Source organism: Magnetococcales bacterium (assembly GCA_015231925.1).
Classification (GTDB): domain Bacteria; phylum Pseudomonadota; class Magnetococcia; order Magnetococcales; family JADGAQ01; genus JADGAQ01.
The window spans coordinates 1-12,005 of record JADGAQ010000130.1 but is presented as its reverse complement, the minus strand read 5'-3'; the positions used below and the strand labels follow the sequence as shown (position 1 = coordinate 12,005).

15 protein-coding genes are annotated in these 12,005 nt (G+C 60.7%); 3 read left to right on the top strand and 12 right to left on the bottom strand.

The features are described 5' to 3' along the window. Window positions 1–178: 178 nt before the first annotated feature. Window positions 179–943: an FkbM family methyltransferase gene (locus HQL56_13595; protein MBF0310554.1), complete on the top strand. Its 765-nt coding sequence runs from the start codon at window positions 179–181 to the stop codon at window positions 941–943. Between the two features lie 79 nt (window positions 944–1,022). On the opposite strand, the gene HQL56_13590 is transcribed toward HQL56_13595, so the two are convergent. The 12 genes from HQL56_13590 to HQL56_13535 all read right to left on the bottom strand — a co-directional run bounded on the left by HQL56_13590 (window position 1,023) and on the right by HQL56_13535 (window position 11,024). Next, on the bottom strand, window positions 1,023–1,724 hold the full coding sequence (locus HQL56_13590; GenBank protein ID MBF0310553.1) for a hypothetical protein: 702 nt from the start codon (window positions 1,722–1,724) through the stop codon (window positions 1,023–1,025). A 19-nt stretch (window positions 1,725–1,743) separates the two neighbouring features. Continuing rightward, entirely contained in the window at window positions 1,744–2,403 is a 660-nt protein-coding gene (locus HQL56_13585) for a ParA family protein (protein ID MBF0310552.1), read from the bottom strand. A gap of 338 nt (window positions 2,404–2,741) precedes the next feature. Next, complete coding sequence (locus HQL56_13580) at window positions 2,742–3,227, bottom strand: hypothetical protein (protein ID MBF0310551.1); 486 nt, start codon at window positions 3,225–3,227, stop codon at window positions 2,742–2,744. A gap of 177 nt (window positions 3,228–3,404) precedes the next feature. Further along, window positions 3,405–3,749 (bottom strand): hypothetical protein, encoded by a 345-nt coding sequence (locus HQL56_13575; protein ID MBF0310550.1) that lies wholly within the window; start codon window positions 3,747–3,749, stop codon window positions 3,405–3,407. 224 nt (window positions 3,750–3,973) lie between these two features. Continuing rightward, window positions 3,974–4,126, bottom strand: coding sequence for a hypothetical protein (locus HQL56_13570; protein MBF0310549.1), 153 nt, complete (start codon window positions 4,124–4,126; stop codon window positions 3,974–3,976). 60 nt (window positions 4,127–4,186) lie between these two features. After that, on the bottom strand, window positions 4,187–4,834 hold the full coding sequence (locus HQL56_13565) for a hypothetical protein (GenBank protein MBF0310548.1): 648 nt from the start codon (window positions 4,832–4,834) through the stop codon (window positions 4,187–4,189). 331 nt (window positions 4,835–5,165) lie between these two features. Continuing rightward, complete coding sequence (locus HQL56_13560) at window positions 5,166–5,819, bottom strand: hypothetical protein (protein ID MBF0310547.1); 654 nt, start codon at window positions 5,817–5,819, stop codon at window positions 5,166–5,168. Then, entirely contained in the window at window positions 5,816–6,550 is a 735-nt protein-coding gene (locus tag HQL56_13555; protein ID MBF0310546.1) for a hypothetical protein, read from the bottom strand. Before HQL56_13555 ends, HQL56_13560 begins: the two co-directional genes overlap by 4 nt. Window positions 6,551–6,751: 201 nt before the next feature. Next, on the bottom strand, window positions 6,752–8,647 hold the full coding sequence (locus HQL56_13550) for an amidotransferase 1, exosortase A system-associated (GenBank protein ID MBF0310545.1): 1,896 nt from the start codon (window positions 8,645–8,647) through the stop codon (window positions 6,752–6,754). Beyond that, a complete protein-coding gene (locus HQL56_13545; protein ID MBF0310544.1) occupies window positions 8,610–9,725 on the bottom strand; it encodes a nucleotidyltransferase family protein in 1,116 nt (371 codons plus the stop codon). Before HQL56_13545 ends, HQL56_13550 begins: the two co-directional genes overlap by 38 nt. Next, on the bottom strand, window positions 9,722–10,642 hold the full coding sequence (locus HQL56_13540) for an HprK-related kinase A (protein ID MBF0310543.1): 921 nt from the start codon (window positions 10,640–10,642) through the stop codon (window positions 9,722–9,724). The genes HQL56_13545 and HQL56_13540 overlap by 4 nt, the downstream gene beginning before the upstream one ends. A 91-nt stretch (window positions 10,643–10,733) precedes the next feature. Next, complete coding sequence (locus tag HQL56_13535; GenBank protein MBF0310542.1) at window positions 10,734–11,024, bottom strand: nucleotidyltransferase family protein; 291 nt, start codon at window positions 11,022–11,024, stop codon at window positions 10,734–10,736. Window positions 11,025–11,204: 180 nt separating this feature from the next. Here HQL56_13535 and HQL56_13530 point away from each other — a divergent pair, with 180 nt between their 5' ends. Further along, window positions 11,205–11,432 carry a hypothetical protein gene (locus HQL56_13530; GenBank protein MBF0310541.1) on the top strand — a complete coding sequence of 76 codons (228 nt, stop codon included), beginning with the start codon at window positions 11,205–11,207 and terminating at the stop codon, window positions 11,430–11,432. Between the two features lie 3 nt (window positions 11,433–11,435). After that, window positions 11,436–11,801, top strand: coding sequence for a toxin-antitoxin system HicB family antitoxin (locus HQL56_13525; GenBank protein ID MBF0310540.1), 366 nt, complete (start codon window positions 11,436–11,438; stop codon window positions 11,799–11,801). Window positions 11,802–12,005: the final 204 nt, after the last annotated feature.

Sequence of the window (12,005 nt, the reverse complement as noted above, 5' to 3'; positions counted from 1 at the left end):
ATAATCGCCCCCGGACCCCCGTATTAATGAACGAATGAAACAGAAATGGAATAAGGGGGTTTGGGGGGGATAATCCCCCCCAAACCCCCGTATACCTGAACAGATACCTGAAAAGGAACATTCTATGGATACTCATGCACCACCTCGAGCCGTTGTGGTGAGAGGACGCAGATTTTTCGTGGCTTCCGAGCACTATACCAAATGGTGGGACATGGTTGAAGAAGGGGTGTGGGAACCAAATCTATTCAGCCTCTTTGAAAGGTTTATCATTCCAGGTAGCACAGTAATCGATGTCGGTGCCTGGATTGGTGGTACAGCACTTTTCTGCGCCCATTTGGCCTCGAAAGTCTTCTTGTTCGAACCCGACCCGGTAGCTCTGAATATCTTGCGTCGTAATCTCTCCCTTAACCCGAAGCTCGGGTTGAAGATGACGTTGATCGAAGCGGGTTTTGCTTGTCACGACGGCTGGGCGCCGATATTCAATGATCATCCGGGCAATAGTGGTTCCAGTTTGCTTTCTTACAATTTTGAAAGCCGCGATAACAGCATCAAACCGATTGGTGAAATGCCATTATACGATGCCAAGCGATTTCTTTCCCAAATTGACATGCCCAATGTCTCATTGATCAAGATCGACATCGAAGGAGCCGAGTATGACGTGGTTCCTACTATCGCGCCGTTTCTGCAGGAACATCGGCCAACGCTTTTGCTTTCTTTACATCCTTACAAGCTGGGCGGGCAAGGATCGGATTCAAATGATCGCCTGTATCGTCTGACACGTTCCGCCGCTCTGTTTGAGAGCGTGGCCCACTATCCCTATATTTTTCACGAAATGGAGGGAAAGCTTGTACGAAGAAACGACAAGGAACAAATTCTTCACGAACTGCGCACAACCGGATTGGTCTCTGGTTCCTACGCCTTTTCTTATAGAGCGGGATGGTAAAAAGAGGGTGCGATTGTGAGACGTCGAGTACCGACCGGAAAGAGTTATCTCCGGTCGGTACTCGGGAACGGATTACCGGTTACCAGGGCATGAAGCGATTGATGAAGCTCATGGGGCGTGTGGCGGAGTTCATATCGTAGCCCATGCGGGAGACATAGGCGGTAAGCGTCTGCATGGCCTGATTCATGGCGGTCATGTTGGTTGTGATGGGTCCAAGAGAATTAAGCTTTGTACCCATATCCTCCATGATTTTAGCCATCAACATGACGTTCTTGTTCATGTCAGATACATCTTTGTTCATTGCATGTACGCTATCGGTCATATGTTCCACGCTCTCCGCCATGGTTTGCATATCCACCGACATGGTTTCCATATTGTCGCTGATGTATTCCAGATGGGTGGACATCAGCTCCACATTGTCCGAAAGGGTGCGAATATTGGCAGAGAGCGATCCCATGTTGGCCCCCATCTTGGGATCGATGGAGGTGGCCATGGTGCGAATGTCCTGGGTCAGGCTGTAGATGAGGAAAAAGCCGTACATGGCCAGGATGATGAAAGCGAACAGGGAGGGATAAACGATCAACTCCCAGCGTTTGGCACTCTTGTCGAAGCTCTTGGCGAATTGCTCCAGCACCATGGCGGAGCAGTCGCCACACTCATTGTAGTTACCCAGAGGAATGATGGCTGACTGACCCCGACGACGCCGGACCGGTGGCCCGGAAGATTCCGGATTCCCGGCCTCGGGATCTTTGCTGCTGGAGGTGTCTGGGGTATCGGACATGAAGTGTGCTCTCCTATGTTTAGCCGGCCATGGCCATCCCTGGGGCCGGGAAAAGTTCGGTGGCGAGCATGAGGAACTCGTCGGCGGCTTTACTGCCGGGCGCCAACTCGAATACCGCACGTCCCTCGCTGAAGGAACGACGGTAGGCAGTGCGCTGCCCGATCTTGCACGGAAGAACCCGAACGCCCCCGATGGTTTTCAAAACCTCGTAGGTTTCGCTCGTCTCCTTCAAACCCGGATGGGTATCGGCCCGATTGACGAAAAGAATCAGTTCGGGCTTGGCCTTCTGCTTGGCGGCAACGGTCTCCCGAGTGATATCGAGAAAACGTTGCGTGGACCAGACATCCGCCTGGCTGGGGGGAACCGGTATCACGATGCGATCCGCCATGCCAATCGCCTGCCGCATGGCCCACAGGTTGGACGCCCCGACATCGATCAGCACCTCCCCTTCCTGAAAATCCTTCAGAATTTGCATGGGGTTGCTGTCCGGGCGGAAAACCCGCAACGTGGGAGAGACCTCTTCTTCACGACGCACTTCGGAGGCATCGCTCAACGTGGCCTGCGGATCAAGATCGAAGGCCACTACCTTGTGCCCTCCATGGGCTAACCAAACGGCGAGGTTAAAGGCGATGGTGCTTTTGCCGCACCCGCCCTTGAGATTTCCCACCAGGGTGATCATCGGGCCTTTCCTTTGGTCGTCATTGGCTGCATCCGTCATTCGACATGATGGAATTGTAGATTTGTACGGCATATCGGTCACTTCTTGCAAGTGTCGCTGTTCCCTAGCTTGGCCCAATACGGGATAAAGCTGCCAAAAATCCTTGCAAAATCAAGATGATTTTGCTCAAACTCCGGTTTTCCCTTTTGTTTGTACAAAAATGGGGCGCCGGTTCCGCGATGCCCTGCCCGACAAACCAGAGCATTTCCGAGAAAGAAAAGGGGGACCGACCGGTCCCCCTTTCCAACCAACTGATCACCGCGGACTTTCCGAAGAGACGGTTCGTCCGGGAGAAAAAATCACTGCTGACCTGCAGGGGCTGCCGCAGCGGCGGGAGCCTCTTCAGCACCCTGGACCGGGGCCTGACCGGCTGCGCCGGGGGCTCCCCAAGGGCCAGCCGGGCCGCCGTAAGGACCGCCCCAACCGGGTCCGCCCCAACCGGGTCCGCCCCAGCCGGGTCCGCCGTAGGGACCGTAGCCGTAACCGGGATAGCCCCAACCACCGGGATAACCGCCCCAGCCGTTGTTGCGCCAGCCGTTGTAGCCATTCCAGTCATTGGCGGCGCTGCCATCGAAATCGCCACCCATGTTGAAACCGAAATTACCGTTGGCACGACCGTTACCGGTGCCGTAGCCGTTGTTGCCCCAGTTGTTGCCCCAGTTGTTGTATCCGGGTCCACCCCAGTTACCGGGACCCCAACCCCAGGCGGAGGCTTCCTGGGAAACCATCATCGCCGCACCACCCAACAGGGCGGCCAGCGCCAACATACCAAACGTCTTTTTCATCGCAGTACTGCTCCTTGTGTCCAGACTGGCCAAAGGCAAGGGCCGGAGAGGCATTTCGCCTCCCCGACCCTACGCAAAGGTGTCGCTCCGACCCGACGCTTCCGAACCCGCAGCACACGAAAACATGTGGTGCGAACCCCCACGGCAATCAGACCAGCGGCGAAACCCTTCTAAAACCTACCAGCCCCAACCGGGACCGCCCCAACCGGGACCGCCCCAACCACCGGGACCGCCCCAACCACCGGGATAGTAGCCGTTGTTCCAGCCGTTGTTCCAAAGATTGTTCCAGCCGTTGTTGCCGGCGCCGGCCACATCACCACCCATATTGAAGCCGAAGTTGCCGGAGGCGCGGCCATTGCCGTTGCCATAGCCGTTGTTGCCCCAGTTGTTGCCCCAGTTGTTGTATCCGGGTCCACCCCAGTTACCGGGACCCCAGCCCCAGGCGTCCGCCGAGCCGGAGGAGAGCAGGGAAGCCGCGCCCAACAGAGCGGCAAACGCCAGGACGGTTGCAGTTTTCTTCATGAAGGAATCTCCTTGGTTGCAGAGTCGGCATCACTATGCCAACGGTAAAGGAATGCCGGTTTGTCACGCTCCATGACCCAAGGTCGCGCGTGGGAATTCGGAAAACCGCTCTGCAGTGCCATGCAGGGCGAACCGGTCCTGCGCCTGCCCGCCGGGATGACCGTTCCGTCCTGGAAAAGTCTCCTGTCACGAGCTCGCGCCCGAATCCACTTATCCCGTCTTATTCATGAATTTCCGCTGCAACCGGACCGGATCCGCGCCATGACGGCGCTACGCCCGCTCGACGATCCTCTCCGTGGAACGGCTACGGTTCCGGTCGTCGAGGCGTCGCGCGCCTTGTCCTGACGCGCCATGGCCGGTTTCGCGACGAAATTCATGAATAAGACGGGCCTATCCAAAAGCGGGGAAGCCAACGCTCCTCCCGCGATCGTTACCACTCAATACCCCCAACCCCAGGAACCGGGCCCCCAGCCGTTGTTACCCCAGGGACGCCAGCCCGGAACCGGATCGACCCCCGTATAGCCCCCGCCCGGATAGCCCCAGCTCCCGCCGTAGGGAGAGCCGTAACCGTAGCCGCCCGGCCAATGATTACCCAAACCCAGCTCCGGTGCAACCGCTCCCCAGGGATCGTATCCCATCAGGGGGGATAATCCCTGGTGTCCTCCCCAGGGATCGTAGCGCAACTCCTCCTTGGGATAGCGCTGCCGCGAACGCTCCGAGACTCCCCGGTCGGACTGGTATGCGTCGTCCAGGGGGCGTTCCGGTCGCCTGCGCTCCCCCTGATAGCGCGGATCGTAACGGTCCGGCGGCGCCTCGTAATAGCCCTCGTAACCACCTCCGGGGGGCCTCGCAGGCCTCGCCGAGCGGGGCGCGGCGTTCCCCCGATTGTCCACCTCCTCCATGAAGGATTCCATGAAACGCCCGAAACGCTTCCCCAGAACCTCTTCCTTCGAAGAGGCCTCGTTGCTCAGCATCTGCTGGGGCATTTCCGAAAATCCACCCATGCCGGCCATGCTTGAACCGGGCATGCCGAGAGGCATGGCCGGTCCGGCCAGCGCCCCACCGGCAACCAGGGCAACCATCATGGGAACGAGGACCAAACCAGACCCAGGACGGCTATACGACACTTTCTTCCCCCTGCTTCGCACCAACGCCATACAAAAGCGCCACCGTAACAGAACCAGGATGGTCATGGAGCGCCATGCTCCGACTCCCCTTCCAACCCCGATCCCGGAACGCCTCTCCGTCTCGTCACGAACACCGGGGAAAAACCTCACCATTGGCTGGTGATATCATGATCGGCAGGAAAAAAACAATGTAAAATGTTTGGCAGTGGTCGCCGAACGGAGAGTCCGTCAGGCACTTCATGGCAGCATAGACCATCTTGCAGGCGGAAAGATCCAATAATCGCAACCTTCAGGGCGAATTTCCGCCAGAGGCCGCTTTTTCGGGGGGAGAAGGAATGACGGTCTCCTTGAATCCGACCGGTATTTCGAATAGCGACGGCGCCTGAACACCCTCCTGGATGTCGACCAGCTCCAGGGTCATGCCGTCGCTGTACTCTTCCCGAATGGCCACTCCCAGTCGTGAATCGGTCCACAGCCGCCCGTAGAGCAGCCACTGATTGTTCTTTTGCAGGGAAATTTCCCAGATGGTGGTGGCGCGCCCCCGCAGGGAGGTCGTGCCCTGAACCCGACACCGCAGCTCCTTCACCGTCTGGCAGGGACTCTGTGGATCATCCGGCAGGGGCGGACGGGCGACCTGGGTCTCCGGAAACCGCATATAGGTCTTTTCGTCCGGAAGAACCATCCAGGCCTCATTTTTGGCCTTGTGATAGATCAGCATCACCGGTTGACGGCCGCGGGTTCCTTCGGTGCGAATGGCCTGGCTGCCCACATACATATGGCCAACCGAATTCTTTTCCGGCTCCTTGCTGTGGGTGCGAACCACCTTGGCAGCGAACTCAAGCGGAATCACCCCTTCCCCCGTTGCAGTCAGGGAGTGGCAGAAGATCATGCCCCCGAGGGCCAAGGCCCACCGTTTGACCCGACCGTTTCCGAACGAGATCATGGGGGTGATGCACGGTCGCCGGGATGCCACCAGTCGTCGTAGCCTTGTCGTTCCATGTTGGGCATCTGCCACGGGGACTGGCTCGGATACCCGTATCCCGGATCCCAGCCCCTGGAATCCCGATAGGGATAGGGTACGTCGTAGCGCGGCTCCCGAGCGGAGGGGTAGCCCGGCTGGGATGTTCCGTAATAGGGGGTTCGACCGTAATCGTCCGGATGGGAAGGGTAACTGCCGTAGGGTGGCCGATAGGAGGGATCCTCGTATCGGGGTTCGGAGGGCCACCCCTCGCGGGCGGGATAATCGGAATAGCGTGGAGGCTGCCCGTTCTCCCGGCGCGGATAGTCGGAATAGCGGGAAGGGGGCGGATTTTCCCGATAGGGGGAGTAGGAATCGCGATAGTCGGAGGAACGGTTGTCGAAATCGGCAGGCACCTCCCCCCAGGGGCGGGAGTTGCGATCGTCGTAGTAGTCACGGAAACGATGGTCGCGCCGATTGCCGTTTTCCGGACGGCGATAACTCTCCTGGGGGGACTGGCGCCGGTATTGGTCACCGTACCAGGTCCAGCGGGAACGGTCGTTCTGATCGTTCCTGGACGGGGCGTCCGCATGATCACGCGCGGTTTCCGCCGACACCGCTCCCGAAAAGAGCCATGGCAAAAGCGCCAGGATCACCAAGCCGATCCCGAACCGGGGCAGGGAGTGCGTGAAACGCTCAGGGGTAAAAAAGAGCATCAAATCGGTACTCAATCACCGGTAAAAGGAGTTGAAGGCCCTTGGCATCTCCCTTGCCTGGAACCCGGATGCATCCCTGGCTCGAACGAAGGAGCCTCCTTCATCCGCCGGTTTCCTGTCGACCTGCCCGTTGGGGTCGCTTTCATCCCTTCAAGATAGACGTATTGTCGGCAAAAGACAAAGTATCCTGGAAGCCTCCGGTCATCCTTCGCTGACCTGCCGCTCCAGAAAGAGGGCCAGCATCCACAGCGCCCACAAGGAGGCCGAGTAGTCGCCTTTTGCGGCCACATGCCGATCCAGCAGTCGCAAGACCGCTCCGGGCTCCACCCACCCCGTCTGCCGCACCGCCTCGCTCTGCCATGCGCGCCGCACCCTCTCCTGCAAAGGGCCCCTCAGCCAATCCCGCAGCGGGATATTGAAACCCTTCTTGGGGCGATGCACCACCTCCGGCGGAACCAGCTCCTCCAGGAGTTTTTTCAGCAACCATTTGCCGGAACCCCCGTGGATTTTCCAGCGTGCGGGCAGCGCCAGGCCCCAGGAGACGAAGGCGTGATCCAGAAAGGGAACCCGCACTTCCAAACCGTGGGCCATGCTGGCGCGATCCACCTTGACCAGCACCCTCCCCGCCAGAAAGGTCTTGAGATCGAGGTGCTGCAGGCGGTGCAGGGGCTCCTCTCCGGGGCGGTCGTGCGGAGAGAGCAGATCCCGCACGGCAAAACCCTGCAGGGACCGGGCCAGGGCAGGTGTCTGCAGGGTCTGAAGCAGGGTTGGCGGCAACAGCGACATGCCGCGCAGGTAACCGCCCGGAAAATCCTCTCCCAGGGATTGCAGCGCCGCCTGCAGGCGCAAGGGGCGCGGGGCGCCGTCCAGGCGGGGGTACCAGGCGCCCAGCAGCCGGAACAGGGGACGGCTTCCCGGCAGATGCCGTCGCAGCCCGTCTTCCCGCAGAAACTGGCGGTAGCGGTCGTAACCGCCCAGGGTTTCGTCGCCCCCGTCCCCGGAAAGCACCACCTTGACGTGTTTGCGCGCCAGGGCGCAGACCCGCCAGGTCGGCAACGCGGAGGCATCGGCGAAAGGCTCGTCGAAGAGACCGGTCAGCAACTCCGCCTGGGGCAGATGCGCCGGGGTCACCTCCTCCACATGGTGAATGACGCCGCAATGGCGTGCCACCCGGGCGGCGTGATCCCGTTCGTCGAAGCGGGCGTCGGCGAAGGCCATGGTACAGGCCTGGACCGGCTCGGCGCGGTCCCGGGCCATCAAAGCGGTCACGGCGCTGGAATCGACACCTCCCGACAGAAAACAGCCCAGCGGCACATCCGACACCTGATGGCTGCGCACCACCTCCTGCAGTCGCTGCCGCAGCGCCTCCAGCGCCTCGGCGAAACCGGCGGGCGGCGTCATATCTCCCGGCACGGGGGCCTCCCAGTAGCAGGACGGCGACGGCACCCCCCCTCCGGGGGTGACGACGAGACGATGGGCTGGCGGCAGTTTGTGAGCGGCGGCGTAGATGGTCAACGGATCGGGGACGTAACCCAGGGTCAGATAGGCCGACAGGGCGCGAGGATCGAGAAGGCCCGAGAAAGCCTTGTGAAGGGTCAACCCCTTGAGCTCGGAGGCGAAGATCAGCCAGCCGTTCGGCAGCAGGGCATAGTGCAGGGGTTTGATGCCCAGGGGATCCCGGGCCAGAAAGAACTTTTGTTGCCGCCGATCCCACAACGCCAGGGCGAACATGCCCCGAAAGCGTTCGACGCAGCTTTCCCCCCAGCTTTCCCAGGCATGCACGATCACTTCGGTGTCGGAGCGGGTGCGAAAGTGGTGGCCCAGAGCGGTCAGGGTGGTCATCAGCTCCTGGAAGTTGTAGATCTCCCCGTTGAAGACCACCACCACCGCGCCATCCTCGTTGTAAAGGGGCTGCACCCCGCCCCCCAGGTCGATGATGGCCAGACGGCGGTGTCCCAGACCAACACCTGCCTCGGTGTGGAATCCCTCCTGATCGGGCCCCCGATGGCGTAACGAACCCGTCATCGCCTCCAGCACCCGACGATCGGGAGGACGCGCCTCAGCCGAAGTATCGAAGAGTCCCGCCAGTCCGCACATGGTTTTTCTTTCGCAAGCGGCGCCAGGCTTTGCGCGCCAGATGAAGCGTCAGCAACCCCGGCGGCATGCGCAGCCAGTGGGAGCGTCCGTAAAGAATCAGCAGCGCCACTTCCCGCCACCAGGGTCGCTCCCGTGGGGCATCGGGAAAGAGAACCGCCGCCCACAAGCGCCGCATCAACCGGTCGATCGGTGCGGGCGGGGCCCAGGCGGACACCGCTTGCCGCACCGGGAGCGGTACGTCCACCTCCAGCAGGCCCAGGGCGTTCAGGGCATAATGAAGGGGACGCCCCAGACCCAATTGGCCGCTGCGTCGCAGCAGCTCCGTCCAGAAGTGGGGATTCCCGCCGAAATGGCGCACCATGCCGGCCAGATCGATCAGCTCCCGCAGTTTGTCGTCTCCGTCCCCGTCCTGAAAGAGATGCACGACCCCATGCAACATCATATCCGTATCTTGCAGGCGACCAAAGCCCTCGCCTTCTCCCGTCAGAGGAACCACCTCATCCAGAAGGAGGGAGGCATCCGGCGTCACCCGTCCGCTACGGGGCAGGAGGTTGTGGTGTACGTCGAGTTCGCTGCCGCGTTGCCGGTTGCTCAGCGGAGGCAGTTCGTGCATCCACTGCCGGTAGTAGCGCTGATCGTAAGGATCCGTGTGGGTGGTCTCCCAGCCGTGGCGCAGCAATGCCGCCTCGACCCGCTCCAGGTGCGACTCCGCCACCAGGATGTCGAGATCCACCGAAAGGCGGCCTTCGGCCCAGGGCAGGCCGGCCAGGGTGAAGGCTCCCCCTTTCAACAGCACCGGCGCCACCCCCGTGCCCAGCAGCGCCCGTCGCAGACGGTTGACCTCCCAGCGCAAACCGCGCTCGTGGGCCACACCCTGAACGGCCGCCCCTTCCAGAAGATCCCGCAGCCGCTCGGGCAGACGCCCGATCACCCCCGCCCGGCGCAGGTGCGCGGCCAGCACTCCCTGCAGACGTCCCCGGTAGGCGGCTTCCAGAAGCGGACGCCACTGATCCGGAGTCAGGGTTTCGGCCTGATCGGGGTGCATCAGCAACCAGGCCAGCAGGCGACCGGAGGTCACGGCGTTTCTCCGCTCAGTTCAAGAAGACGGGCCACCGCCGCTTCCGGGTTGCCGAAGGTCAGTTCGAAAAAGGGGCAGTGGCGCACCAATCCCATGACGGTGCGGAAACCCCGTTCGCCCTGCAGTTCGTAGTTGAAGGCGTTACCGGCCAGGCGCAGGAAGCCCTGATCGGGGGGCAGCTCCTCCAGTTGGGTCGCGGCCCCCGCCTGGAAACGGGGCACCACGATCCAGGTCGCCCTTGCGGGCAGGTGGGCCTGTCGCACGCTGTCGACGGGAGGGGCCATGTGGGCCACGGTGCCTTTGCGGGTTTTGGCGAAGGAGGGGCCCAGCACGGCCCGAGGTTCGAAGCGGCGCAGAATGTCGATGGAGTCGTTTTTCAGGGCCACCGGGCGCGGCGCGGCCAACAGGTCGAGGGTGTCGGGGCGCAGGATGCCGAATTCGTCGGAAAAGAGGCGAAAACCCCGCCAGGCCAGGGCGGCGGCCAGGGTGCTCTTGCCCGAGCCGGGCAGCCCCGGCAGGATCAGCGCCCGATCCCCCCGCGCCAGCACCGCCGCGTGCAACAAGAGATACTGTTGGGAGCGGGAGGCCAGCATGAAGTTGAGCCCCCATTCGAAGTGCGGCAGGGCGTGATCCCGTGGAAAGGGAGCGAAGGGAGAGGGTCCGCTGACGCGGAAGTGGACCTGGGGCCGCAACCAGCGTCGCCAGCCGCGACTGCCGGCCAGATGGATGGTGCAGTCGCTCAACCGCTCCCACCCCTCCTCGGCCAGGGAATGGTGGGCGTAGAGCAGGCGCAAGGGCTGCTCCAACGCGGGCACATCGCTGGTCAACTGCACAACGAAGGGACCGATAGCCCAGCGCAGACCCTGGTCCCGCAAGCGGCGGCGCACATCGGTGGCGGAGAGTTCTCCGAGAAGCATGCGGGTCGTGTCCGGGTGGGAGGAGTGCGACAGACACCACCCTCAAGCCTGCAAGGCAGCAGGAAAGAAGTCAAGATTGAAGAGTGGCAGTTCAGATGGAAATGGCTTCAAGTTCGACGAACGGACGCAACTCCGGGCGCAAGGCTTTCTCCGTTACCAGATCGACGGGGCAGCCTATATGGTCTTCCAGGAAAAACTGCACCCCAAAATAGCGAGCCGACGTGGCCGGGCCATCGAAAGTAACCAGGATATCCACATCACTCCGCTCATGGGCAGCATTTCGGGCTCGGGAACCGAAAAGGGCCAGACGAACGACACCGAATTCCCGATGCAATTGCCCTTTGTGTTGAGTCAGCAGATGAAGGATCTCCTCACGATCCATGGCGGTCATCCTCCGGGTTCGCAGCCTGCTTTTGCCTTTCGATCCCACAATGTCGCGAAGTTTCCGACAAGTCAACCGGGTTTCCCGGCTTGATCGGTTCAACCACCCCTGGCGCAACTCCGAAACCCGACGTGCGCCATCCTGCTTGATGTGTAATATCAAATACGATACCATCAACCCATGAACACGGCCACCAAACTCCTTGAAGCCATGACACAGCATCCCCTGGACTGGAAACTGGACCAGTTACAGACAGTGGCACAACGTCATGGCATCGTTTGGCGGCAGATGGGGACCAGCCATTGCACGTTTGTTCGCAAAGACGGGCAGATCCTTGTGGTTCCCGCCCATCGCCCCATCAACCCGGTTTACATCAAAAAATTTGTCCAGTTGGTGAAGGGGAGATGATCCATGCCCGTCCTCGACGATTACCCGTTCGAAATCAGACCCATGACCCCGGAGGAAGGCACCGGGTATCTGATCACCTTCCCCGATTTCAACGAATGCTTCTCGGATGGCGCAACCATTGCCGAGGCCATCGCCAACGGCATGGATGCGTTGAAGTGTGCCATTCTGGCCTTGGAAGACACCGGTTTTCCGGTTCCCCCTCCTGGCTCGGGAGGCGCCTACTCCGGTCGCTTCGTTGCCAGAATCCCTAAAACACTGCACGCCAATCTTTCCGCTAAAGCAAAAATGGAGGGAGTCAGTCTCAATACACTGGTGGTATCGTTGCTCGCGGAAGGCATGGGACGGAGGGATACGACCAAAGTTGCCTGACGGAATATTTTACTCGGATATGCTTAAAATATAGTAACTATGCAGGATCCCGCGCAGCGCGATATGACGAAGTCAACAGCAAAAGGAAAAGTCCCAGGACGCTGCCCCGGACCCATTCGGGGAGATAATCCCCCCGAACCCCCGCATATCTGAATAGTTACATAATAGACACGATATATAAGATTAAAGATAAATGTCAAAGGA

Bases quoted from the DNA above. Each gene is read 5' to 3' on its own strand.
- HQL56_13565 (MBF0310548.1), bottom strand. From the start codon at position 4,834: ATGATGGTTGCCCTGGTTGCCGGTGGGGCGCTGGCCGGACCGGCCATG.
- HQL56_13590 (MBF0310553.1), bottom strand. From the start codon at position 1,724: ATGTCCGATACCCCAGACACCTCCAGCAGCAAAGATCCCGAGGCCGGG.
- HQL56_13580 (MBF0310551.1), bottom strand. From the start codon at position 3,227: ATGAAAAAGACGTTTGGTATGTTGGCGCTGGCCGCCCTGTTGGGTGGT.
- HQL56_13585 (MBF0310552.1), bottom strand. From the start codon at position 2,403: ATGATCACCCTGGTGGGAAATCTCAAGGGCGGGTGCGGCAAAAGCACC.
- HQL56_13560 (MBF0310547.1), bottom strand. From the start codon at position 5,819: ATGATCTCGTTCGGAAACGGTCGGGTCAAACGGTGGGCCTTGGCCCTC.
- HQL56_13525 (MBF0310540.1), top strand. From the start codon at position 11,436: ATGCCCGTCCTCGACGATTACCCGTTCGAAATCAGACCCATGACCCCG.
- HQL56_13570 (MBF0310549.1), bottom strand. From the start codon at position 4,126: ATGAATTTCGTCGCGAAACCGGCCATGGCGCGTCAGGACAAGGCGCGC.
- HQL56_13555 (MBF0310546.1), bottom strand. From the start codon at position 6,550: ATGCTCTTTTTTACCCCTGAGCGTTTCACGCACTCCCTGCCCCGGTTC.
- HQL56_13535 (MBF0310542.1), bottom strand. From the start codon at position 11,024: ATGGATCGTGAGGAGATCCTTCATCTGCTGACTCAACACAAAGGGCAA.
- HQL56_13550 (MBF0310545.1), bottom strand. From the start codon at position 8,647: ATGTGCGGACTGGCGGGACTCTTCGATACTTCGGCTGAGGCGCGTCCT.
- HQL56_13530 (MBF0310541.1), top strand. From the start codon at position 11,205: ATGAACACGGCCACCAAACTCCTTGAAGCCATGACACAGCATCCCCTG.
- HQL56_13540 (MBF0310543.1), bottom strand. From the start codon at position 10,642: ATGCTTCTCGGAGAACTCTCCGCCACCGATGTGCGCCGCCGCTTGCGG.
- HQL56_13575 (MBF0310550.1), bottom strand. From the start codon at position 3,749: ATGAAGAAAACTGCAACCGTCCTGGCGTTTGCCGCTCTGTTGGGCGCG.